Origin of the sequence: Xenorhabdus szentirmaii DSM 16338 (assembly GCF_002632585.1) — a bacterium.
GTDB lineage: Bacteria > Pseudomonadota > Gammaproteobacteria > Enterobacterales > Enterobacteriaceae > Xenorhabdus > Xenorhabdus szentirmaii.
In genome coordinates this window covers 1,326,571-1,351,443 of the sequence record NZ_NIBV01000001.1, presented here as the reverse complement: position 1 = coordinate 1,351,443, position 24,873 = coordinate 1,326,571, and the positions used below count along the sequence as shown (strand labels likewise).

14 protein-coding genes, 2 tRNA genes, 3 rRNA genes and 2 pseudogenes are annotated in these 24,873 nt (G+C 47.0%); 5 read left to right on the top strand and 16 right to left on the bottom strand.

The window, feature by feature from the left end:
* Positions 1-93 precede the first annotated feature (93 nt).
* Both Xsze_RS06220 and Xsze_RS22375 read right to left on the bottom strand, forming a co-directional pair.
* Complete coding sequence (locus tag Xsze_RS06220; protein WP_038241210.1) at positions 94-2,154, bottom strand: TonB-dependent receptor domain-containing protein; 2,061 nt, start codon at positions 2,152-2,154, stop codon at positions 94-96.
* Positions 2,155-2,449: 295 nt separating this feature from the next.
* Positions 2,450-2,769: pseudogene (locus Xsze_RS22375) on the bottom strand (helix-turn-helix domain-containing protein); the annotation flags it as partial.
* Between the two features lie 77 nt (positions 2,770-2,846).
* Between Xsze_RS22375 and tnpA the strand changes: the two are divergent.
* Positions 2,847-3,252 (top strand): annotated as a pseudogene (gene tnpA, locus Xsze_RS06205) (IS200/IS605 family transposase).
* Positions 3,253-3,345: 93 nt separating this feature from the next.
* Here the strand turns inward: tnpA and Xsze_RS06200 are convergent.
* From Xsze_RS06200 to Xsze_RS06185, 4 genes are read right to left on the bottom strand one after another with little or no spacing between them, the layout of a single operon-like run.
* Complete coding sequence (locus Xsze_RS06200) at positions 3,346-5,193, bottom strand: ATP-binding protein (RefSeq protein ID WP_084616370.1); 1,848 nt, start codon at positions 5,191-5,193, stop codon at positions 3,346-3,348.
* Positions 5,190-6,788 carry a 5-oxoprolinase subunit B/C family protein gene (locus tag Xsze_RS06195; protein WP_038241215.1) on the bottom strand — a complete coding sequence of 533 codons (1,599 nt, stop codon included), beginning with the start codon at positions 6,786-6,788 and terminating at the stop codon, positions 5,190-5,192. The genes Xsze_RS06200 and Xsze_RS06195 overlap by 4 nt, the downstream gene beginning before the upstream one ends.
* Positions 6,789-6,806: 18 nt before the next feature.
* Positions 6,807-7,595: a LamB/YcsF family protein gene (locus Xsze_RS06190; protein ID WP_038241217.1), complete on the bottom strand. Its 789-nt coding sequence runs from the start codon at positions 7,593-7,595 to the stop codon at positions 6,807-6,809.
* Between the two features lie 10 nt (positions 7,596-7,605).
* The gene (locus Xsze_RS06185) at positions 7,606-8,856 is read right to left on the bottom strand and encodes an NRAMP family divalent metal transporter (RefSeq protein ID WP_038241219.1); all 1,251 of its coding nucleotides are present in this window, start codon (positions 8,854-8,856) and stop codon (positions 7,606-7,608) included.
* A 389-nt stretch (positions 8,857-9,245) separates the two neighbouring features.
* Here Xsze_RS06185 and Xsze_RS06180 point away from each other — a divergent pair, with 389 nt between their 5' ends.
* Positions 9,246-9,902, top strand: a complete 657-nt coding sequence (locus tag Xsze_RS06180; protein WP_038241222.1) for a GntR family transcriptional regulator — start codon at positions 9,246-9,248, stop codon at positions 9,900-9,902.
* Positions 9,903-10,060: 158 nt separating this feature from the next.
* On the opposite strand, the gene rrf is transcribed toward Xsze_RS06180, so the two are convergent.
* The 5 genes from rrf to Xsze_RS06155 form a co-directional block, all read right to left on the bottom strand.
* A 5S ribosomal RNA gene (gene rrf / locus Xsze_RS06175) occupies positions 10,061-10,176 on the bottom strand.
* An 89-nt stretch (positions 10,177-10,265) separates the two neighbouring features.
* Positions 10,266-13,175: ribosomal RNA gene (locus tag Xsze_RS06170) — 23S ribosomal RNA — on the bottom strand.
* Between the two features lie 178 nt (positions 13,176-13,353).
* Positions 13,354-13,429 (bottom strand) — tRNA-Ala (locus Xsze_RS06165).
* A 106-nt stretch (positions 13,430-13,535) separates the two neighbouring features.
* Positions 13,536-13,612: transfer RNA gene (locus tag Xsze_RS06160), tRNA-Ile, on the bottom strand.
* 73 nt (positions 13,613-13,685) lie between these two features.
* Positions 13,686-15,228, bottom strand: a 16S ribosomal RNA gene (locus Xsze_RS06155).
* Together the 16S, 23S and 5S rRNA genes with 2 tRNA genes alongside form the textbook arrangement of a ribosomal RNA operon.
* 590 nt (positions 15,229-15,818) lie before the next feature.
* Between Xsze_RS06155 and purH the strand changes: the two genes are divergently transcribed.
* Entirely contained in the window at positions 15,819-17,408 is a 1,590-nt protein-coding gene (purH, locus tag Xsze_RS06145) for a bifunctional phosphoribosylaminoimidazolecarboxamide formyltransferase/IMP cyclohydrolase (protein ID WP_038237937.1), read from the top strand.
* A gap of 28 nt (positions 17,409-17,436) precedes the next feature.
* On the top strand, positions 17,437-18,720 hold the full coding sequence (gene purD / locus Xsze_RS06140; RefSeq protein WP_038237832.1) for a phosphoribosylamine--glycine ligase: 1,284 nt from the start codon (positions 17,437-17,439) through the stop codon (positions 18,718-18,720).
* A gap of 44 nt (positions 18,721-18,764) precedes the next feature.
* Here purD and Xsze_RS06135 read toward each other — a convergent pair whose 3' ends face one another.
* The 5 genes from Xsze_RS06135 to hemE form a co-directional block, all read right to left on the bottom strand.
* A complete protein-coding gene (locus Xsze_RS06135) occupies positions 18,765-19,424 on the bottom strand; it encodes a DUF1481 domain-containing protein (RefSeq protein ID WP_244431792.1) in 660 nt (219 codons plus the stop codon).
* A gap of 44 nt (positions 19,425-19,468) precedes the next feature.
* Complete coding sequence (gene hupA, locus Xsze_RS06130; protein WP_010848914.1) at positions 19,469-19,741, bottom strand: nucleoid-associated protein HU-alpha; 273 nt, start codon at positions 19,739-19,741, stop codon at positions 19,469-19,471.
* A 185-nt stretch (positions 19,742-19,926) separates the two neighbouring features.
* Entirely contained in the window at positions 19,927-20,517 is a 591-nt protein-coding gene (locus Xsze_RS06125) for a YjaG family protein (protein WP_038237835.1), read from the bottom strand.
* 76 nt (positions 20,518-20,593) lie between these two features.
* Positions 20,594-21,271: a deoxyribonuclease V gene (gene nfi / locus Xsze_RS06120; protein WP_038237837.1), complete on the bottom strand. Its 678-nt coding sequence runs from the start codon at positions 21,269-21,271 to the stop codon at positions 20,594-20,596.
* A 4-nt stretch (positions 21,272-21,275) separates the two neighbouring features.
* Positions 21,276-22,340, bottom strand: a complete 1,065-nt coding sequence (hemE, locus tag Xsze_RS06115) for a uroporphyrinogen decarboxylase (RefSeq protein ID WP_038237840.1) — start codon at positions 22,338-22,340, stop codon at positions 21,276-21,278.
* Between the two features lie 281 nt (positions 22,341-22,621).
* On the opposite strand from hemE, the gene dcp reads away from it, so the two are divergent.
* Positions 22,622-24,814, top strand: a complete 2,193-nt coding sequence (gene dcp / locus Xsze_RS06110) for a peptidyl-dipeptidase Dcp (RefSeq protein WP_038237842.1) — start codon at positions 22,622-22,624, stop codon at positions 24,812-24,814.
* Positions 24,815-24,873: the final 59 nt, after the last annotated feature.

Genomic DNA, 24,873 nt, shown 5'->3' with positions numbered 1-24,873 from the left:
GCAAAGTGCCGGATAAAAAAACCAGCACTTTGTCAGTAACCTGAAGTCTGCGGTCGAACCGCAGACTTTTTACTAAAAATTAAAGCAAGTTCCTTAGAATTTATAAGAAATAGTGGCTTTATAAGCGCGTCCTTTCTCTTCTTGTCCCTTATAAGTATTCAGGTAATAAGACTGCTCGTTGTAACGTTTATCAAAGATATTATCGATACCAAGCTGAATTTCTGTATTTTTCCATGAACCAGATTTCGGTGCCCAGGAAATATATGCATCACTGATGCCATAGCCAGGTTTATGTATAGTTACAATTTTACCGCTATCAGTCCCTTTTGCGTCTGTAGCGCGGATAAACCGGGAGTTCCAACCAAGTTCAATATCAATTTTATCAAATAAATAACTTCCACCGATAGTGAAGGAATCACCTATAGTCGGGGTAAATTCTCGTCTTTTGTCAAACAACTCATTACCTTTAAGGATCTTATTGTCCGCTTTGGCATAAGTCGCCCTTAAAGACAGGTTATTCAATTGATATTTGGTTGATAATTCAAACCCTTCCAATCTAGATTTAGGAATATTATGAAGTTCACTCTTGGCTAACGTGGTAGCCAGATTTTTGAAATTGGTCTGGAATACTTTACCAATGACAGTAAATGAGTCATTTTCAGCAAAAACATTAGGATATGTTCCCGCCGCACCCGTTTCTATGTTGTAACCCGTTGTGGCTGTTAAGTTGGCATTTTGGTTGCTTGGCCCCATACCAATCTCTTTACCCAATGGGCCTCTGAAAAGTTCAGTATAGTTGGTAAATAATGTTGTTGACGCACCAAGTTCGTATTTCAAACCAAGGGCTTTTGAAAAGTGGGAATATGTTCTCTCAAAAGGCTCATTCTTTTTATTAATCGTATTGTATTGGTAGTGATCCCATCTGACGCCCGGAATAATATGGAAATCAGCTAACTGAATGTCATCTTCCAGATAAATAGATGATGATTTCCCTGCTTCCACTGCTTTTTTGCGTATATTTTCTGCTTCATCAGTGTACGCCATTCGGGTATCAAAATACTCATATCCATAAGTTAAGGTATGGAAAAGCTTCTGAGTGTCAAATCTAGAAACATTGCGCGCCCTGATCCCCTGGGTTTCAACAATACTGTCAAATCCCTTACCTGGACCATTAACTTCTTTCATATGAGTGAAGCTTTGTTCTGTATGATAAGCAGAAATTTTTAAATCAATTAAGTCATTATCGACAGGTACATATCGATAAGAAATATTGTAAGCATCGCGCTCTGAAGCGTACTTCGCTTTTTTTCCTTTATTTACATCAGGGCCAAAATTCAATCTGAAATTCGTATCTGCATCATTTTTATAATGCTCTTTTGATACATTGATATATTGCTCATCAGTCAGATTAAACTTTGATTTTACTAAGTAGTTAACCAATTTCCCATCGGTAGGAATTGATTCTCTCCCGAGATTATCTCTGCCCGTTTTAGCATCACCCATATTGCGATGGTTAAAGTAACCCAATAAATCAACTGCCCCCAATCTTCCATAGGCAGCTAAAGATTGCTGGAATTCAGAGCCATTACTGACGTAGCTTAATTTGCCTTTTGCGCCAAATAATTGATCCGCTTCTAATAAATCACTGGCATCAACGGTCTCAAATTTTAATGCTCCACCAAGGGCACCAGTATCATAGGTAATACTGTTTGTACCAACATTAATATCAACTTGCTTGAGCATTTCAGGATCTATGCTGTAGTTTCCAGCATGATGGAAGTGATAACCCTCTTGTCTTGCACCATCAACTGTTACGTTGATGAATTGATCATCCATGCCCCGGATTTTGAAACGCTGTCCCAAAGCGCTAGGATGGCCGGCTTGTACGCCCGGTACATTCTTTAAAATTTCGCCGACACTTTGTGCCTGTCTGACTTTGATTTCGTTACGGCCAATTTTCCCACCATCTTGTTCTGCATTGTTACTTGCAATAACAACAATGGTGTCGCCAGTCGTATTCGATTTTTGGATTTTGTTTTCTGTGGTTGCTAGTGCGTTGCTGGAAATAAGAGCAGTCAACATAGATGCTGACATCAAAGGAGCACACAAGCCATTTTTGGCCAGCGTTGCGTAAATTTTAGTGATTTTTGTCATTTTTTTCGGAGATAGATATTATTGAGACGCATTATTATTTACATTTAGATTGTAAATGCAATTAACTTTAACGGTTCATAGCGAAAAAATTTTTCAAATCAATCTTATCAACCCAAATTCACCAGTGCTTAGTTACCTATGTCCCAAGGATTGGCTTCCCCTCTGTCACGCTGGATCTCGAAATTTCTTGGGTATAAAAACAGTACGCATTTTATTGCAAATTGGCCGATTGATACCCTTCCTTTTGTTTATCGCGTCTAAACACTTTTACCCCAACGCAATGGTAGCTCGACTGTTTACTTTTGAATGTAGGAAAACCGGCTTTCAGTTTTGGGTTGAAGAAGTAGGAAAAAGCCACATCAAGATGGATCACCGCTTGTTGCAACGCGATGGGATCATATTCTTTTAGCCACCCGTATTGGCGGGATTTTTTAACTACAGATAGCAGAGGTTTGAGATCTTTGCGGGACTTAAACTCATTCCATTGTGTTTGTAAATGTGTTTTTTAATGTGCAGAGCCTTGTTGTACGCGAAACGTACTGCACCGAACTGGGCATTCAGATATTCTGCCTGTTCCGGTGTCGGATATAGGCGTACTTTTGTGGCTCTTAACATAGTCAGCGCTCATGGGTAGAGTTCATTTATTTTAACCGGTTAAAAGGATATATCCATTGCGTCATCAACATGGATGACTGGCAGGTTTTCTCCGAAAAAAACACAGCGTCAGCAAGCGGGTTGTGCATCTGATTCTTACGGCAAAGTCCCGCAGGAAGCGCTTTGACGGACGAATGATAGCGCAATGACATGAGGCATTCGGTTCTGCTGCAGCAAAACTTGAGTGCGAAATACCGGAGATGGAGGGAGAATCAGACCCTGTACACCTTTTGGTGGCTTATCCGCCAAAGCTGGCAGTCAGGCGTGATGGTCAATAATTTAAAATCCGTCTCGTCGCGTCTGCTGCGCCAGCAACATACTCAGCTTCGGATGCAAAGCAAAACAGGTCTGTTCGGGTCGAGATCTTACTTCGTCTGTAGCGCCGGAGGAGCCACAATTGAAACGCTGAGAGCTTACGTTCAGAGTCAGTCAGTGCCTGATTGATCTTTAAAGCCCTTCGGACTTTTCACCTGATATCCCCGCCCGCACTGGACGAGGGTTTACGGCGGATTTTGCTAATTATTCAAAAAATTTTTGCTACTCAATATTAGCCAGTATGCTTTCTGCTTCCAGATAATCTCCCGCTTGCGCACAAAATGTGATTTTTCCCGAACAATGAGCGCTGATTTGTATTTCCATTTTCATCGCTTCCATCACCGCAATAACATCACCGTTATTCACTTGCTTGCCTTCATCAATTAACCATGAATGCAATATGCCGGAAATAGGTGCTTTTACCCGACGAGGATCTGTCAGTTCACCTTCCTTTGCCACTGGCTGCGTCTGGGAAAGTGAGTGCTCACTTGAAGGAACAAGCTGTGTTAACCCCGCCAATAAATCCGACGGCAACCCCAATTCATGCCTTCGGCCGTCGATCTCAATAAATGTACGGGTGATACTTTTATCTGCCGTGGCAGGCTGGCGAGGCAAGCTTTGTAGTTCATTAGCAAAATCTGTTTCTATCCAACGGGTATGGACATGAAATTCATCGCTGGAAATAAAATCATCGTGTTCCATCACAGCTTGATGAAACGGTAGCACCGATGCCACCCCCTGAATTTTGAATTCCTGCAATGCCCGACGGGCGCGGGAAATAGCTTGTTCGCGCGTTGCTCCTGTAACGATTAATTTCGCCATCAATGAGTCAAATGTAGCCGGAACAGTAGAACCCGTTATCACGCCTGAATCCAATCGAATACCAGGGCCTGAAGGCGGAATAAATTCATTGATAGTGCCAGATGTTGGTAAAAAGCCTTTACCGGCATCTTCCGCATTAATGCGGAATTCAAAGGAATGTCCCCTAGGCTTCGGTGTTTCTTGAATACTCAGCGGATAACCTTCTGCTATTCGTAATTGTTCGATCACCAAGTCAATGCCTGTGGTTTCTTCCGTGACCGGATGCTCAACTTGCAAGCGAGTATTTACTTCCAAAAAAGAGAGCGTGCCATCAGCACTTAGCAAAAATTCTACCGTGCCTGCTCCCACATAATTAGCTTCTGCGCAAATAGCTTTTGCAGACTGATAAATGCGTTCTGTTTGCTCCTGCGTTAGGAATGGAGCCGGAGCTTCTTCCACCAGTTTCTGATTGCGACGCTGCAAAGAGCAATCACGGGTTCCAAGTACAACTACGTGGCCCTGTTTATCTGCAATCACTTGTGCTTCTATGTGACGGGGTTTATCCAAAAATTGTTCAATAAAGCATTCTCCTCGCCCGAATGCTGCCGTCGCTTCGCGTACTGCCGAGTGATAAAGTTCGATAACTTCATCCTGTCGCCAAGCCACTTTCAAACCTCGGCCACCTCCGCCAAATGCGGCTTTAATGGCGATCGGCAAACCATGTTTTTCCGCAAAATCGACAACTTCCTGTACATCGTTTACAGGTTCTGCCGTGCCAACCACCAAAGGTGCACCCACTTTCTGGGCAAGTTTACGCGCCTTTACCTTATCGCCAAGCTCATCAATCGTGTCAGGATTCGGCCCAATCCAAATTATCCCCGCCTCAATGACAGCTCGGGCAAATTCTGACCTTTCAGACAGAAAACCATAGCCGGGGTGTATCATCGTTGCCCCTGACTGCTGCGCTATCGTCAGTATGCGAGGAATATTGAGGTAAGTTTCGGTGGGGCTATTTCCTCCCAAACTATACGCTTCATCAGCCAATTGCACATGCTGGGCATGAATATCAGCATCCGCATAAACGGCTATTGTCTGTATTCCATAATCACGGCAAGCACGAATAATACGGACAGCGATTTCACCACGGTTAGCGATCAACACTTTCTTGGTTTTATTTGAGGATGCCTGCTTAAGCTCATTCTTTTCTGTATCGTCTGCAATATTCGCAGTAGTGCCCGTAGAAATAGTACTTATAGGAATGGTATTCATAGGAAATATTTGCTCCCTTGAATTTCATGGAATTGGCTGATGGGATTAAAGCGAATTTTGGCGTTAACAGGGATCTGGCCTGCCAGATCAAGGTGATAATCTGCCACTGAAGCGATAACTGGGTATCCTCCCGTCAGTGGGTGGTCAGCCAAAAATAATACAGGCTGCCCGCTGGCCAGAATTTGAATTGCCCCCGCACAAGTGCCTTCGCTAGGTAGCTCCTGTGTCTTAATCCGAGAGAGTGAACACTCACCATTTAATCGAAGCCCAATGCGGTTGGATTGAGGTGTCACTTGCCAAACCTGCTTGCTCAATAATTCGATGGCTTCTTGCGTAAACCAATCAGTACGAGGCCCAAGTATCACGTCTAATTCCACAATGGCATCTTTATTCGGCATATCAAACACTGCTGTTTCAGAACAAGATACCGCAGTACTGTGCAATGGATGGCGAATTCCCAGTTTGTCATGTACCTTCAACGGCGCAGGCCCAATATTGGACAAAGTATCGAATGAATGGCTGGATAAGACAGCAGGAATAGCAAAACCGCCACGTACAGACAAATAAGAACGCATACCGGCAGCAGGAGTACCAAGTGATATTTCGTCGCCATCGTTCAAATCGATGGGTTGGTAAGTATTTACATTGATAATGTCCCCTGGTGGGGTCTTTATCTCTATTGGACAAGGCGCACCTGTTATTGCAACCAACATCTGCCCGTGCGCTTGTGTTTTGAATCCGCCCTGTACGATTTCCAGACAAGCTTGATCGGTTGGATTACCAACAATGCGATTTGCACTGCGCAAAGCACTTTTGTCCATCGCCCCAGATCCTGAAACCCCTGCTCCTGATTGCCCAATACGCCCCAAATCTTGAAATAAAGTTTGCAATCCAACAGACAAAATTTCTAAATGGCAACAATCCTCGGGCAACGAGGTTCTATTTTCGGGCGTATGTTTCGGTAAACTCACCGTTGCAGGAAGATGACCAGCATCCCGAAAATTAACGCGATAGCCTGGTTGCAATAAAGCCGGTGATGGACGCGAAAGATCCCACATTCGCTCGGTTGTTATACCGATAAGTTGCCAGCCACCAGGGCTTGCCTGCGGATAAACACTGCTAAACTCCCCAGCAAGCGCAACAGCTCCAGCCGGAATTCGTGTCCTTGGCGTTTTCCTACGGGGAATATCCCACTGAGAAGTTTCCGACACCATGTAAGCAAAACCGGGAGCAAATCCGGTAAAAGCCACGGTATATTCATTTTCGGTGTGGCAGAGGATCACTTCCTGAACAGAAATGCCTAATGTTTCAGCAACAACAGCAAGATCGTCACCATTGTAATGCACGGGGATCTCTACCTGTTTTCCCGCCACATAGCGACGTTCCTGCAAGTCACGGCTACCAATTTCTGCTGCCAATTGCTGGGCTGATATTTTTATCGGCCTAAAGCGGATCATCAGCGTCCTTGCGGCCGGGATAACTTCTTCAATCCCCAAGACTGGCTCCACATTCAATGAATCCAGCAATGCCAGTGTTTCTGCCAATCCATTTAGTTCAACCATCATGGTATTGAAGTTTACGGGTAAAAAACGCAAAGCTATCTCCCTAAGTCATCAACAATATCTATGGGATTCTTTTTCATGAATAAATGAACGGATAGTGATCCCTGCCTGCTGCAAAACAGATTTAACCTGTCTTGCCATGTCTACCGCCCCCGGGCTGTCACCATGAACACAAATAGAATCCGCTTGAATCGGCGTGAATTTACCATCAATGGATTCAACACCTCCCTCTGTCACAAGCTGCAACATGCGCTTAGCGACCAGATCAGCATCGTATAAGACTGCCCCCGCTTCACGACGGGAAACCAATTCACCCTTCGAGGTATAGGCGCGATCCGCAAATGCTTCCGCTATGGTTTTTAACCCTCTTTCCTTTGCCCACTTGAGAATGTTTGATCCCGCCAAGCCAACCAATGCAAGAGAGGGATCAATTGCCAGAATGCCTTCAATAACAGCAGTCGCCTGATATTCATCATTGGCAATTGTGTTGTACAGCGCGCCATGGGGTTTGACATAATTCAGTGTAGTTCCTGCCGCAACAGCCAATCCTTGCAAGGCACCAATCTGGTAAATGACATCTGCGCTCAGTTCATGGCTGGCAATATCCATTTTACGGCGCCCAAAACCGACTAAATCGGGATAAGAAACATGAGCACCAACCACGACATTGTTTTCTTTAGCTGATTTTAATGTTCGCAAGATCCCTACAGGATCCCCGGCATGGAAACCACACGCAACATTAGCACTACTGACAACCTCCAATATTGCATCATCGTCCCCCATGCGCCATTGCCCAAAACTTTCACCCAAGTCACTATTTAAATCGATTGTTTTTATCATGATAATTTCCTTAAGATAATTTCAAAAACTCAAAGATTGAATCGATAGACATCGCTCCCATGTACCACGTCAGCACACATGTAATCGCACCTGACCACAGCAACCAGCGGGGATAAACGTATCCTCCCATCAAATCAGCACGTTTCCAGCCAACATAAACAAAGATAGTCAAACCAAGGGGAAGAATAAGCCCATTGAAACCACCGGCAAAAACCAGTAAAGCAGCCGGAGGGGTTCCCATTAACAGATAAACAACCAACGATATGGCAATAAAGGATAACGTTGCAATATTGCGTCGACGCTCAGTCAAGTGCTGGCGGAACACACTAAAAAAAGAAATCGAGGTATAGGCAGCACCAATAATGCTGCTAATTGCCGCAGCCCAAACGATCAGGCCAAAAATACGTAATCCAAATTCGCCCGCCGCAGCCTGAAAAGCTTGTGAGGCAGGGTTGGCTGTTTTACTTGCAATATCAAGTGTCACGCCGCTGGCAACAACACCCAATATGGCAAGAAATAGTAGATATCGCATCAAACCAACAACCAGAATGCCTTTGGTTGCCGCACTGGAAACGACTTTGAGATTTTCAGGGCCAACCGCGCCTTTATCCAGCAAACGGTGAGCGCCTGCGTAACAAATGTAACCACCAACAGTTCCGCCAACAATGGTTGTGATGGTGGCGAAATTGATTTCATCCGGCAGTACTGTTTGCCGCAAAGCCTCTCCCACCGGTGGATTAGAGACTATTGCCACAAACAACGTCATAACTATCATGATAAGTCCCAATATCACAATAATGCGATCAATGGCGACGCCCGCTTTACGGGAGGCAAAAATGTAAATCGCTATCAAAGCACTCAACAACCCTCCCCATTTTGGATCCAAGCCCATCAGGGCATTAAGCCCCAACCCAGCTCCCGCGATATTTCCGATGTTAAATACCAATCCACCGAAAATGACTAATGCTGCCAGTACATAACCACTTCCCGGAATAGCGGCATTCGCAATATCAGCGGATTGCATTTTGGTTAATATGACAACCCGCCAAATATTCTGTTGCACCACAAAATCGATCAAAATAGAGGCTAAAATGCCAAAGGCAAAAGCAGCTCCCATCGTCGCAGTAAATGTAGCCGTTTGGGTTATAAACCCCGGCCCAATCGCTGATGTTGCCATAAGAAAAACAGCAGCAATCAAAGATGAACGCCGATTCGATGCAAAATTTATCGTTTCTTGTTTTACTGTTTCTTGCATAGCCATAAGCCATCTTCCCCTGTCATCAATATCTTACTTTATTCTTTCCTAAGCAATATCCATACCATTGTGGAACCAAAACTTATAATTGTTTAATTAAAGTGACTTTATTGTTGAACAATAAATAGAACTTGGCGAGAAAATAGGCAAATGAAATTGTGTTATTGATCTCCAAAGCTAGATAGAGATCACTTTATTGATTTGTGATGCTAAGACTATGATCAAAATGCACATTTTTAGTGCATAAAGTCATTTCATGTTGCCCCATATTGGTTCAAGGATGGCTACTTGCTGGCTATCAGGGAATATGTGAAGATTCACCTTGATGTAAACGTTGAAGGTGCTCTTTGAAAGTATCTACTATTGGCATTGGACATTAAATCTAACGGATGACTATGACAAAAGACCATTCTCCCCAGATTTTGAGTAAAAGGATCGCCGAAACTATAAGAAATAAGTTGGTTGTTGGGGAGTTATTGCCAGGGCAACGACTATCAGAAGCCACCTTGAGTAAACAACTTGAAATTTCACGCAATACATTACGCGAAGTGTTCCGACTTCTTACACAGGAAGGCCTGCTCAAGCATGAACCTAATCGTGGTGTATTTGTCGCTACTCCCGATATTGCTTCAATTATTGATATCTATCGAGTTCGGCAGCTGGTTGAGTGTCAGGCTCTGGCTCAGTCTTACCCAATGCACCCCAGTGTTGCCAAAATGAAACAAGCTGTTGATAGCGCGCAGCAATGTCGTGATAAACAAGATTGGATTGGTGCCGGCACAGCAAATATGCATTTTCATGCCGCGATTGTAGAGTTAACAGATAGTGAAAGATTGATCGCGTTCTATCGCAACATCTCCGCAGAACTTCGACTGGCTTTTGGTGTTTTGAACGACCCCGAGCTTTTATATGCGCCCTATATTGATAAGAATGCCCATATTCTAGAGTTGATTAATTCCGACCAAAATAAATTGGCTGCAAACAAGATGAAAGAATATTTGGAATTATCGGAAAGAACTGTATTGGCAGCTTATACGCGAAAAAGTAGTTAATTGTTACGAAAAGACCCGATAAACACTCGAATATTCAAAATACGGAGCGTTATTTTTGTCCTATTTTAAGTTTGTGCTAAAGCGTTTTGGGACTATTTTTAAAAGTGCCAGACGCAAAAAAGCCATCCGGTGAAGGATGGCTTTTCTGGCTAATTGATGTCTGGCAGTGTCCTACTCTCACATGGGGAGACCCCACACTACCATCGGCGCTACGGCGTTTCACTGCTGAGTTCGGCATGGGGTCAGGTGGGACCACCGCGCTATTGCCGCCAGACAAATCCTGTTTTCAATCCCGAACAAGCTGTTTTCTCTCATCTGAAACCCGTCTCTTCTTTATACTCCACAAAACACCTTCGGTGTTGTCAGGTTAAGCCGCACGGTTCATTAGTACTGGTTAGCTCAACGTCTCGCAACGCTTACACACCCAGCCTATCCACGTCCTCGTCTCGAACGTTCCTTTAGGACTCTCAAGGAGTCAGGGAAGACTCATCTCAAGGCAAGTTTCCCGCTTAGATGCTTTCAGCGGTTATCTCTTCCGCACGTAGCTACCGGGCAATGCCATTGGCATGACAACCCGAACACCAGTGGTGCGTCCACTCCGGTCCTCTCGTACTAGGAGCAGCCCCTTTCAATCTTCCAACGCCCACGGCAGATAGGGACCGAACTGTCTCACGACGTTCTAAACCCAGCTCGCGTACCACTTTAAACGGCGAACAGCCGTACCCTTGGGACCTACTTCAGCCCCAGGATGTGATGAGCCGACATCGAGGTGCCAAACACCGCCGTCGATATGAACTCTTGGGCGGTATCAGCCTGTTATCCCCGGAGTACCTTTTATCCGTTGAGCGATGGCCCTTCCATTCAGAACCACCGGATCACTAAGACCTACTTTCGTACCTGCTCGAGCCGTCACTCTCGCAGTCAAGCTAGCTTATGCCTTTGCACTAACCTCACGATGTCCGACCGTGATTAGCTAACCTTCGTGCTCCTCCGTTACGCTTTGGGAGGAGACCGCCCCAGTCAAACTACCCACCAGACACTGTCCGCGACCCGGATAACGGGCCGACGTTAGAACATCAAACATTCAAGGGTGGTATTTCAAGGATGGCTCCATGCAGACTGGCGTCCGCACTTCCGGGCCTCCCACCTATCCTACACATCAAGGCTCAAGGTTCAGTGTCAAGCTATAGTAAAGGTTCACGGGGTCTTTCCGTCTTGCCGCGGGTACACTGCATCTTCACAGCGAGTTCAATTTCACTGAGTCTCGGGTGGAGACAGCCTGGCCATCATTACGCCATTCGTGCAGGTCGGAACTTACCCGACAAGGAATTTCGCTACCTTAGGACCGTTATAGTTACGGCCGCCGTTTACTGGGGCTTCGATCAAGAGCGTCGCGTTGCCGCTAACCCCATCAATTAACCTTCCAGCACCGGGCAGGCGTCACACCGTATACGTCCACTTTCGTGTTTGCACAGTGCTGTGTTTTTATTAAACAGTTGCAGCCAGCTGGTATCTGCGACTGGCCTCGGCTCCGGGAGCAAGTCCCTTCACCTGACGCCAGCGTGCCTTCTCCCGAAGTTACGGCACCATTTTGCCTAGTTCCTTCACCCGAGTTCTCTCAAGCGCCTGAGTATTCTCTACCTGACCACCTGTGTCGGTTTGGGGTACGATTCAATGTTACCTGGAGCTTAGAGGCTTTTCCTGGAAGCAGGGCATCAACCACTTCAGCACCGTAGTGCCTCGTCATCACGCCTCAGTGTTATTGGCCGTCCGGATTTACCAAGACGCCCCACCTACACGCTTAAACCGGGACAAACCGTCGCCCGGCTGGCCTAGCCTTCTCCGTCCCCCCTTCGCAGTAACACCGAGTACAGGAATATTAACCTGTTTCCCATCGACTACGCCTTTCGGCCTCGCCTTAGGGGTCGACTCACCCTGCCCCGATTAACGTTGGACAGGAACCCTTGGTCTTCCGGCGAGCGGGTTTTTCACCCGCTTTATCGTTACTTATGTCAGCATTCGCACTTCTGATACCTCCAGCGGCCCTCACAGGCCACCTTCAACGGCTTACAGAACGCTCCCCTACCCAACAACACAAACGTGTCGCTGCCGCAGCTTCGGTGCATGGTTTAGCCCCGTTACATCTTCCGCGCAGGCCGACTCGACCAGTGAGCTATTACGCTTTCTTTAAATGATGGCTGCTTCTAAGCCAACATCCTGGCTGTCTGAGCCTTCCCACTTCGTTTCCCACTTAACCATGACTTGGGGACCTTAGCTGGCGGTCTGGGTTGTTTCCCTCTTCACGACGGACGTTAGCACCCGCCGTGTGTCTCCCGTGATAACATTCTTCGGTATTCGCAGTTTGCATCGGGTTGGTAAGTCGGGATGACCCCCTAGCCGAAACAGTGCTCTACCCCCGAAGATGAATTCACGAGGCGCTACCTAAATAGCTTTCGGGGAGAACCAGCTATCTCCCGGTTTGATTGGCCTTTCACCCCCAGCCACAAGTCATCCGCTAATTTTTCAACATTAGTCGGTTCGGTCCTCCAGTTAGTGTTACCCAACCTTCAACCTGCCCATGGCTAGATCACCGGGTTTCGGGTCTATACCCTGCAACTTAACGCCCAGTTAAGACTCGGTTTCCCTGCGGCTCCCCTATGCGGTTAACCTTGCTACAGAATATAAGTCGCTGACCCATTATACAAAAGGTACGCAGTCACACCCACAAGGGGTGCTCCCACTGCTTGTACGTACACGGTTTCAGGTTCTCTTTCACTCCCCTCGCCGGGGTTCTTTTCGCCTTTCCCTCACGGTACTGGTTCACTATCGGTCAGTCAGGAGTATTTAGCCTTGGAGGATGGTCCCCCCATGTTCAGACAGGATACCACGTGTCCCGCCCTACTCATCGAACTCCCGGCCTGTGCATCTTCGTGTACGGGGCTATCACCCTTTACTGCACGCCTTTCCAGGCGTTTCCACTGACACACAAGCCGTTGCTGGTTCTGGGCTCCTCCCCGTTCGCTCGCCGCTACTGGGGGAATCTCGGTTGATTTCTTTTCCTCGGGGTACTGAGATGTTTCAGTTCCCCCGGTTCGCCTCGCTTGACTATGAATTCATCAAACGATAGTGCAACGGATTGCACTGGGTTTCCCCATTCGGACATCGCCGGCTATAGCGGTTCATATCACCTTACCGGCGCTTTTCGCAGATTAGCACGTCCTTCATCGCCTCTGACTGCCTAGGCATCCACCGTGTACGCTTAGTCGCTTAACCTCACAACCCGAAGGTGTCTTCAGGTTGGAGTCTATTGAGAGACTCATCAGTCTTACCGTCGCTGACGATAAGCTGATTGTTTCAAATTTTCAGCTTGTTCCAGATTGTTAAAGAGCAAATATGTCACAACACACTCATGTCAATGTGTTCTGAGATACGTTATTGCAGACGAAGAGTATGGTGGAGCTAAGCGGGATCGAACCGCTGACCTCCTGCGTGCAAGGCAGGCGCTCTCCCAGCTGAGCTATAGCCCCATAAATTCCGTATCGTGATGCACAGCAATCTTATTTAGACCAGGCATAAACGGGCGACGCTTATTGAAATAAGCGAGTCTGTTTATAACGCCGGATAAATGAGATTTGGTAGGCCTGAGTGGACTTGAACCACCGACCTCACCCTTATCAGGGGTGCGCTCTAACCACCTGAGCTACAAGCCTATGCCGATACCGTCTCTTCATTCTTTCATCAGACAATCTGTGTGGGCACTGCACAAAATCCACTATCTTTAGGTAAGGAGGTGATCCAACCGCAGGTTCCCCTACGGTTACCTTGTTACGACTTCACCCCAGTCATGAATCACAAAGTGGTAAGCGCCCTCCCGAAGGTTAAGCTACCTACTTCTTTTGCAACCCACTCCCATGGTGTGACGGGCGGTGTGTACAAGGCCCGGGAACGTATTCACCGTAGCATTCTGATCTACGATTACTAGCGATTCCGACTTCATGGAGTCGAGTTGCAGACTCCAATCCGGACTACGACAGACTTTATGAGTTCCGCTTGCTCTCGCGAGGTCGCTTCTCTTTGTATCTGCCATTGTAGCACGTGTGTAGCCCTACTCGTAAGGGCCATGATGACTTGACGTCATCCCCACCTTCCTCCGGTTTATCACCGGCAGTCTCCCTTGAGTTCCCACCATCACGTGCTGGCAACAAAGGATAAGGGTTGCGCTCGTTGCGGGACTTAACCCAACATTTCACAACACGAGCTGACGACAGCCATGCAGCACCTGTCTCACGGTTCCCGAAGGCACTTCAGCATCTCTGCCAAATTCCGTGGATGTCAAGAGTAGGTAAGGTTCTTCGCGTTGCATCGAATTAAACCACATGCTCCACCGCTTGTGCGGGCCCCCGTCAATTCATTTGAGTTTTAATCTTGCGACCGTACTCCCCAGGCGGTCGATTTAACGCGTTAGCTCCGGAAGCCACGCCTCAGGGGCACAACCTCCAAATCGACATCGTTTACAGCGTGGACTACCAGGGTATCTAATCCTGTTTGCTCCCCACGCTTTCGCACCTGAGCGTCAGTCTTCGTCCAGGGGGCCGCCTTCGCCACCGGTATTCCTCCACATCTCTACGCATTTCACCGCTACACGTGGAATTCTACCCCCCTCTACGAGACTCTAGCCAACCAGTCTTAGATGCCGTTCCCGGGTTAAGCCCGGGGATTTCACATCTAACTTAATTGACCGCCTGCGTGCGCTTTACGCCCAGTAATTCCGATTAACGCTTGCACCCTCCGTATTACCGCGGCTGCTGGCACGGAGTTAGCCGGTGCTTCTTCTGCGGGTAACGTCAATCGTAAGCCGTATTCAGACAAACGCCTTCCTCCCCGCTGAAAGTACTTTACAACCCGAAGGCCTTCTTCATACACGCGGCATGGCTGCATCAGGCTTGCGCCCATTGTGCAATATTCCCCACTGCTGCCTCCCGTAGGAGTCTGGGCCGTGTCTCAGTCCCAGTGTGGCTGGTCATCCTCTCAGACCAGCTAGGGATCGTCGCCTAGGTGGGCCGTTACCCCGCCTACTAGCTAATCCCATCTGGGTTCATCCGATGGCGTGAGGCCCGAAGGTCCCCCACTTTGCTCCCAAGAGGTCATGCGGTATTAGCCACCGTTTCCAGTGGTTATCCCCCTCCATCGGGCAGATCCCCAGACATTACTCACCCGTCCGCCGCTCGCCGGCAAAGAAGCACGCTTCTTCCCGCTGCCGCTCGACTTGCATGTGTTAGGCCTGCCGCCAGCGTTCAATCTGAGCCATGATCAAACTCTTCAATTAAAAGTGTTTGATGCTCAAAGAATTATACTGTTAGTTCGTAATGAATTAACTGTTGTTCACTCTTCAAGACTTTAATCTTTTCGCCTTTCGGCGTTTGATAGTGTCCTGCGAGTGCCCACACAGATTGTCTGATTCAGTTGTTAAAGAGCGGGGCAACCGGGAAGGCTCTTCCGGGTTGCGAGGCTGCGTATCTTACGCTTTTCGCCTCCAGAGTCAAGCGTTTATTTTCGCTTTTCTCTCACTTCCCTCAGCGGCATGTCTCAGCTCAGCGTCGGTCAGTGGTGGCGCATTATAGGGAGTTTTACGGATGTGACAATAGTTTTTTTCAAAAAAAATTACTGTTTGCTGCATTACACAGCAAAACCCCTATTTATACCATGTTAAACACAGAGTTATTCACAATTTGATATTTCGACAAAATTTGTCGAGCATCGCGCAAACGTTTGCGCTACAATCAGCGAGGTAAAAATCACCACATGATTTTTTTAGATTGTTTTGAAATGTTATTGCAGAAGCTATTTTTTTCCTCCCAATGGGCGGTTTTTCTCAATAACACATTCTTGTTTTATGAAATTCAAGGGATCACACCAATGCAACAGCTTCGTCCAATCCGTCGTGCCCTGCTGAGTGTTTCTGACAAAGCGGGGGTTGTTGAATTTGCCAAGGCTTTATCCAGTCGTGGTGTTGAACTACTTTCAACAGGTGGCACTGCTCGCCTGCTGTCTGAAGCCGGGCTAAATGTCACCGAAGTTTCGGACCATACAGGATTCCCTGAAATGATGGATGGACGAGTGAAAACGCTGCATCCCAAAATTCATGGTGGCATTTTGGGCCGTCGTGGACTCGATGATGAAGTGATGATGCAACATCAGATTGCACCAATAGATATGGTCGTCGTTAACCTTTATCCTTTTGCCCAAACCGTCGCAAAACCAGGTTGCACTCTGGAGGATGCCATCGAGAACATTGATATCGGTGGCCCGACAATGGTTCGCTCTGCGGCAAAAAACCACAAGGACGTCACAATTGTTGTCAACAACCGGGATTACGCCAAAATCATTGAAGAGATGGATAGCCATCAAAACTCACTGACACACGCCACTCGCTTTGATCTGGCCATCAAGGCATTTGAACATACCGCAGCTTACGACAGCATGATCGCCAATTACTTTGGCAAATTGGTTGCACCTTATCATGGTGAGACGGATCAACCATCAGGGCGTTTCCCCCGCACCCTGAATTTGAACTTCATTAAAAAGCAAGATATGCGTTATGGTGAAAACAGCCATCAAGATGCCGCTTTCTATATAGAAGAAGAAATTACTGAGGCATCAGTTGCGACAGCTACTCAGTTACAAGGCAAAGCGCTTTCTTATAATAATATCGCCGATACTGATGCTGCATTGGAATGTGTAAAAGCCTTTTCTGAACCGGCCTGCGTGATTGTTAAACACGCCAACCCTTGCGGTGTTGCGGTCAGTACTGATATTCATGCAGCTTATAATCAGGCATTCAAAACCGATCCTACCTCTGCATTTGGCGGCATCATTGCGTTTAACCGTGCTCTGGATGCAGAAACGGCCAAGGCCATCATTGAGCGTCAGTTTGTTGAAGTCATTATCGCGCCTTCTATTAATGAAGCTGCCCTGCCGATTCTGGCATCCAAGCAAAATGTCCGTGTTCTGGCGTGTGGCGAATGGCATTCCCCGGTTGCAGGGCTCGACTTCAAACGTGTCAATGGTGGATTGCTGGTACAAGACCGTGATTTAGGTATGGCCGCCGAGGATGACCTACGGGTCGTAACCCAACGTCAGCCAACAGCACAGGAAATGAAGGATGCACTGTTCTGCTGGAAAGTAGCGAAGTTCGTTAAATCCAATGCTATTGTTTATGCCAAAGATAATATGACCGTAGGCATTGGTGCAGGGCAAATGAGCCGTGTTTACTCCGCCAAAATAGCAGGCATTAAAGCAGCAGATGAAGGATTAGACGTTCAGGGATGTGCCATGGCTTCCGATGCCTTCTTCCCATTCCGCGATGGTATTGATGCCGCGGCGGCGGTGGGAGTGAGTTGTGTGATCCAACCGGGAGGTTCCATTCGTGATGATGAAGTTATCGCTGCTGCTGATGAGCACGGTATTGCTATGATCTTCACAGGCATGCGCCATTTCCGCCATTAATATCTTCTGCTTTATATAGGAGTCTTAGATGAACATATTGATTATTGGCAGTGGCGGGAGAGAGCATGCATTGGCATGGAAAGCGGCACAATCCCCTCTGGCAAGTCAGGTTTATGTCGCCCCGGGTAATGCAGGCACTGCATTGGAAACAAATTTAGAAAATGTGGATATTGCCGCAACAGATATTGAGGGCTTGCTGGCATTTGCCCAGAGTCACGATATTGGGCTGACCATTGTGGGGCCTGAAGCGCCACTGGTTATCGGTGTGGTTGATGCTTTTCAGCGGGCGGGACTGACCATCTTTGGCCCGACACAAGCAGCAGCTCAATTGGAAGGCTCCAAAGCCTTCACCAAAGATTTTCTGGCTCGCCACCATATTCCTACTGCGGCCTATCAAAATTTCACTGAGATCAAACCTGCACTGGCTTATTTAGAAAAGACAGGGGTTCCCATTGTCATTAAAGCGGATGGTTTGGCTGCGGGAAAAGGTGTTGTCGTCGCAATGACAATGGAAGAAGCCCAAAGTGCCATCAGCGATATGCTGGCGGGTAATGCATTTGGTGATGCAGGGCATCGCATTGTCATTGAAGAATTTCTGGATGGCGAAGAAGCCAGCTTTATTGTCATGGTGGATGGTAAAAATGTGGTTCCCATGGCGACCAGTCAGGATCATAAACGTGTAGGCGATGGTGATACGGGGCCAAACACCGGAGGCATGGGAGCTTACTCTCCGGCTCCGGTCGTCACGGATGAGATCCACCAGCGAGTCATGGAGAAAATCATTTATCCCACTGTCGAAGGAATGGCGGCTGAAGGCCATACTTATGTTGGCTTTCTCTATGCCGGTCTAATGATTGATAAACAAGGCGAGCCCAAAGTGATCGAGTTTAACTGCCGCTTTGGTGATCCTGAAACCCAACCTATTATGATGCGTCTGCGTTCTGATTTAGTGGAGCTCTGCCTTGCCGGGGCAAAAGGCCAGCTGAACGGAAGAACATCCTCATGGGATCCCCGCCCGGCATTAGGTCTTGTACTGGCAGCGGGAGGATATCCGGCGAATTACGCCAAAGGAGACGTTATCAGGGGATTAACGCGAGAGACAGATACTGATGAAAAGGTCTTTCATGCCGGAACAACCTTTAAGGACGAAGACGTTGTTACTGCGGGCGGGCGTGTTTTATGTGTGACGGCACTGGGTAACGATATTGCGGATGCACAGAAAAAAGCATATTCCGGGGCGGAACACATCAGTTGGGAAGGATGCTTTTACCGTAAGGACATAGGCTACCGGGCAATCGCACGTTTGAAATAGCACAAACCTGAACTGACGAAAGCTAAATACTGTCATTTTCTCTATCAGAGTTTGTCTTTCGTCGGTTCCCAGCGACAAAAATCATCATTTGCGACTAACAGCAGCTGTTTTCCTTCTGGCGAATCCAGCCATGCGATAGTCAACGACCTTGTACTGTTCTTTTGCCTTTCTTTTAGCCAATTCTGGGCTTCAGGTTCAAAATTAATGGAGAGCTGTGCTCCCGCACAAGTCGTTATTTTTCCGCCATGCCACTGCCCTTGAAATAATTTAACGTGCCCGGTTATTAAGGCGCTGCTTATTTTTTCTATTTGTTTGGCATCAAACTGTAAGCGCATGACATCGTTATCCGAAAGCAACTCATTATGCGTTTTTAATTTCCGCAGTTTAAAAATGACTTCGTTATTTTGACCAAAACGTAAAGTTTCTGTCATTGAAGGGCTAACAAATACATCGCGACGAATTTGCCACAAACGGCCGTGCCGGTATTCATAGAAAGTCACTGTGGTATTGTTATTACGGTAGGGGCTGTAAACGCTCATAATAACCTGAGGCTTACTGTTTTGTGAATCCAGGCGCCACAGGCGCACAATGCCGCCATCGGTGACAAAACCACTGGCATTGAAAAGTGGCATTGTTGTTTTAGTCGAACAGGCGCTGAGCAAAGAGATAAACCCTACTGCTAACAGCCCCTGTAGAACCAACAAAAGGGGTTTTCTATTCCCCCTCTCATTTTTTTTTCGCAATTCGATTACTTAACTGCGTCTTTCAAAGCTTTACCAGCGGAGAAAGCAGGTACGTTTGCTGCTGCAATTTTAATTTCTTTACCAGTCTGTGGGTTACGACCAGTACGTTCTGCACGGTGGTTAACTTTGAAAGTACCAAAGCCGACCAACTGAACTGCATCACCATTTTTCAGAGATTCAGTGATTGCATTCAGAGTTGATTCCAAAGCAGCTTTAGCCTGAGTTTTAGTCAGATCTGCGCCTGCTGCGATTGCATCAACTAATTCTGTCTTATTCATAGATTATCCTTACAGTGTGTTTATCGTTTGCAAAGCATCGAGTGCGACGGATATGCCGATTTGACAGCACCCCTGCATACACGCACCGATAGCCACTTCTTTTCGCCCCCCAATGTAGAACAGAGTGAGGGCAAATGTGAAGACTTTAAATTCGGCAAATAAAGCATTAAGTCACGTTTTAAGCGTTACTGCTCCAAATTTATGCCGATATTGCTGACTCCCGCATCACGGAGGTCGGCTTTTAATCCTTTAATCAATTCGATATCCCGTTCTTCGCTGTTCGCCAATAAACGGAAAATTTCCCATTGAATATCCCATTCCTCTTCAATGGCTGGCAATACTTTTAACTCATCTTCAGTCATTTCCCTGCCGGCCTGTGTCATCTCCAGCATGGCGACGGTACGGATGGATATTTCACTCACGGCAATTGCATGTTCTAACGTTGAGCCGCTCAGACGAGAATGCACGACTTCACCCAATGCAATACACGCATCAATCGCTGGATACACACCATAGATATCATAATCTTCTGATGAAGGAATAATGGCTTCTAGTTTTTCCAGCTGATTATCAAAATTCACTTTCGCATCTTTGACGACCAATACTTCCCATACCAGTTCCAAGATGCGGCGATACTGCGCGGGGTCAGTAAACCCACTTTGGCGACAAAACACCTGATAATTTGGATACATCCGCTCACATAGACTAGCCATAAAAGTCAGATGTTGCCAACTTTCAAGCTTCTCCAGTCTCAGGTGGATCGGGTTTCTTAACATTGGTCGTTACTCATAATGCCTAATTTGCGCCGAAGTTTACCTGAAAATCAAGAATATCCACACATTTCCGCCGCAATTATAGAATTTTCTGCATTGTTTGCCTAAAAAACAGCCTATTTGAGGCGATAGCGTCCGCCCAACGGGTCGGTTCAGGTAACTTATAACCCCTCATGCATTGCTCAACCCAAAACAGGGCACTGCGAATACTCACCTTATGGCCCACAGAAATATAGAGTGGATTACATCTCTTTTTGCTTCGCAATACGATCCCGATTTGTTCGCCATGATCCATCAAGGGTTGATGGCTTCCTACCACCTCTCCTACAGGCTCATGCTCCCCACATAAACGACTTTTAGCCACACCAATTGTCGGAACATCCACCAGCAAGCCAAAATGGCTGGCTATCCCAAAACGTCGGGGATGTGCAATTCCCTGACCATCAACCATGAGCAAATCCGGCTGCAAGCTTAACTTTTGCCAAGCCGCCATCAAAGCAGGATATTCACGAAATGAGAGTAAGCCCGGAATATAAGGAAGGACTGTTTCCATTTTGGCAAGTTGATACTCAGCCAACTCAAGGGTGGGGTAATGCAATACAGCAATAGCGGCACGGGTTACCGTGCCACTGTTTTCAAACCCAACATCAGCACCCGCAATAAACTTTGGCGTAAAAGACGCAGGAAAAGCATCTTGGCGGATAACCTGCCCAGCTTTCTCTCTCTGTTCTTGGCGTAATGCTTTTGTATCAATCATAAAGTCACTGATGATATTTTACTGAAAGCCTATGTACCGCTTCGACGAACGCACCGGCATGTTCTGGCGGAACATCTTGGTGAATACCATGCCCGAGATTGAAGACATGCCCGCTGCCTGCACCAAAATCCTGCAAAATCGTCGAAACTTCTTGTTCAATGCGCGCCGGCTGAGCATATAGCATGGAAGGGTCCATATTACCCTGCAAAGCCACCTTATCACCAACACGACGGCGAGCATCGGCAATATTCGTTGTCCAATCCAAACCTAGTGCATCGCATCCTGTTGCTGCCATCGCTTCAAGCCATTGCCCACCGCCTTTGGTAAACAGAGTGACAGGAACACGGCGTCCTTCATGCTCACGGATCAACCCATCCACGATTTTATGCATATAATGCAAAGAGAATTCCAGATAATCGCGATGGGACAACACACCACCCCACGTGTCAAAAATCATGACAGACTGGGCACCCGCCTTTATTTGCGCATTCAAATATAGAATAACGCTGTTTGCCAATTTATCCAGCATTAGATGCAATGTGGCAGGCTCGGCATACATCATGGCCTTAATTTTGGTGAACGCTTTGCTGCTTCCGCCTTCCACCATATACGTTGCCAGTGTCCACGGGCTGCCTGAAAAACCGATCAAAGGAACCTGACCTGCCAGCGCCTTGCGAATAGCCCGGACTGCATCCATAACATATCCCAGTTCCTGTTCTGGATCAGGCACGGGTAATTTTTCCACATCTGCATGATTCAAGATTGGGGAATGGAAACGTGGCCCTTCGCCCGCTTCAAAATAAAGCCCCAATCCCATGGCGTCAGGAATGGTCAGGATATCGGAAAACAGAATGGCGGCATCCAGCGGAAAACGACGCAAAGGTTGAAGCGTCACTTCACAGGCTAATTCCGTGTTTTTGCACAACGAGATGAAATCTCCCGCCTCCTGACGTGTCGCTTTATATTCTGGTAAATATCGACCGGCCTGACGCATCATCCATACGGGCGTGATATCAACAGGCTGACGCAATAAGGCACGCAAATAGCGGTCGTTGTTCAACTCATTCATGACAAGCTCCCTTGATTATCGACAAAAATCGCGCGCATGATAACACGCCGGAAGCTGAACTTCCGTCCTGACCGCCAAGACTCCGGGAAATAAACGCTCAAGCTCCCATTCAAGCACCCATAATGAAAGGCATTGACGAAAAAAATTTATGTGTATAGTCACAAAAACCAGAACAAAATCTATGCACATTACTTCATCACTTTCATTATGCTTCACAAATGTTAATTAAGTGTTGTACTGAGACAATCACCTATCAGAGCTGCATGGAGGAATTTCAACAAATGCGTTTATCCATTTTAGTATTGTCTATTGGCTTGGCACTCGGTACTCAAGTGCAGGCCGAAGAAAATAAACTGGGATCTGACCACAAAAATACATCAAGTGGTCAAGCAAAGGAGTTAAATGTGACTGATCAAACTCAAGAACAATACAAACATAAAAATCCTTTCTTCTCGCCAAGTAAACTTCCATTTCAAGCACCACCGTTCGATAAGATAAAAGAATCGGACTATGCACCTGCCATTACTGCCGGTATTAAACAGAAGCTGGAAGAAGTGAAGAAGATCGCCAATAACCCGGCCAAACCCAGCTTTGAAAATACCTTTGTCGCGCTGGAGAAATCGGGGGCAATGCTGACACGGGTAATGAACGTATTTGGGGCAATGACGTCATCTAACTCCACTCAAAAACTGCAAGACTTGGATGAGAAAATGTCACCCAAGCTGGCAGCGATGGATGATGAAATTATGCTGAACAGTAAACTATTCAGCCGAATCAAAACGATTTATCAGCAACGCGGGACATTGAAGCTGGACCCCGAATCACTCCGATTGGTGGAAGTGACTTATCTACGTTTCGAGCTGGCGGGAGCCAACTTATCTGATGCAGATAAGGTCAAATTAAAGGCGTTGAATCAGGAAGCCGCCACACTCAGTACACAATTTTCCAACAAACTGCTGCTGGCAACCCGAAATGGTGCATTGGCGATTAAAGATAAAATCAAGCTGGATGGGCTGTCCGACAGTGAAATCGCTGCGGCTGCGCAGGCTGCCAGTGAACGTAATCTGGATAAGCAATGGTTGTTAGTCTTGCAAAACACCACCCAACAACCGAATCTGCAAGATCTGAAAGATCGTGATACACGTAAGGCGTTATTTGAAGCATCGTGGACCCGTGCTGAAAAAGGGGATGATAATGACACACGCCAAACCCTGACCCGATTAGCGCAGATCCGTGCTGAACAGGCTAAACTACTGGGTTTTCCGGATTATGCATCCTGGAAGCTGCAAAATCAGATGGCAAAAACCCCCAAAGCTGCGTTGAAATTTTTACGTGATATTGTCCCCGCAGCCACTGAACGCGCTAAACGCGAGGCCAAAGACATTCAGGCAGTGATTGACCAGCAACAAGGCGGCTTCAAGCTGGAAGCTTGGGATTGGCCGCTGTATGCCGAGCAGGTACGCAAAGCGAAATACGACTTGGATGAATCACAAATTAAGCCTTATTTCGAGCTGAATAACGTCCTGAACAATGGCGTGTTCTATGCCGCCAATTTACTGTATGGCATTACTTTCAAAGAGCGTAAAGACATTCCGGTTTATCACCCCGATGTCCACGTATATGAAATTTTCGATAACAACAAAAAACCGTTGGCGTTGTTTTATACCGATTACTTTAAGCGTGACAACAAAAGTGGTGGCGCCTGGATGAGCAATTTTGTCGATCAATCAAAGCTCACCGGCACCAAACCCGTGATCTACAACGTCACAAACTTTACTAAGCCTGCACCAGGCCAGGCCGCTCTCTTGTCATATGATGATGTGATAACCCTGTTCCATGAGTTTGGTCATGCCTTGCACGGTATGTTTGCCTCCCAGGAATACCCGAGCCTGTCCGGTACGAATACCGCCCGTGATTTTGTGGAATTCCCATCACAGTTGAATGAGTATTGGGCACAGGACACAAAAATATTTGCCCATTACGCCAAGCATTACCAAACGGGTGAACCAATGCCACAGGCATTGGTGGATAAAATCAAGAAAGCTGACAAATTCAACAAAGGGTATCAGATGACAGAACTGCTGTCCGCGGCATTGCTGGATATGCACTGGCATATGCTGGGGGCAGATCAACCGCGGCAGGACGTGGATAAATTTGAAGCCAACGCTCTGAAGCAAGATAACATTGACCTCAGCTACGTACCGCCGCGTTATCGTTCCAGCTATTTCAGCCACATTTGGGGCGGTGGTTATGCGGCAGGTTATTATGCTTACCTGTGGACTGAAATGCTGGCAGACGACGCTTTTGCCTGGTTTACCGAACATGGGGGTTTAACGCCAGAGAATGGTCAACGCTTCCGGGACAAAATACTGTCACGGGGAAACAGTGAAGACTTGGAAAAACTCTATGTTGACTGGCGCGGTAAGCCACCGAGCATCAAGCACATGCTGAAAAACCGGGGGCTGGAGGAATAAAATCAAAAAAGCCCATTGTTTTGGCTGAAAGACCATCCCTCGCCTAATGCTGGCGAGGG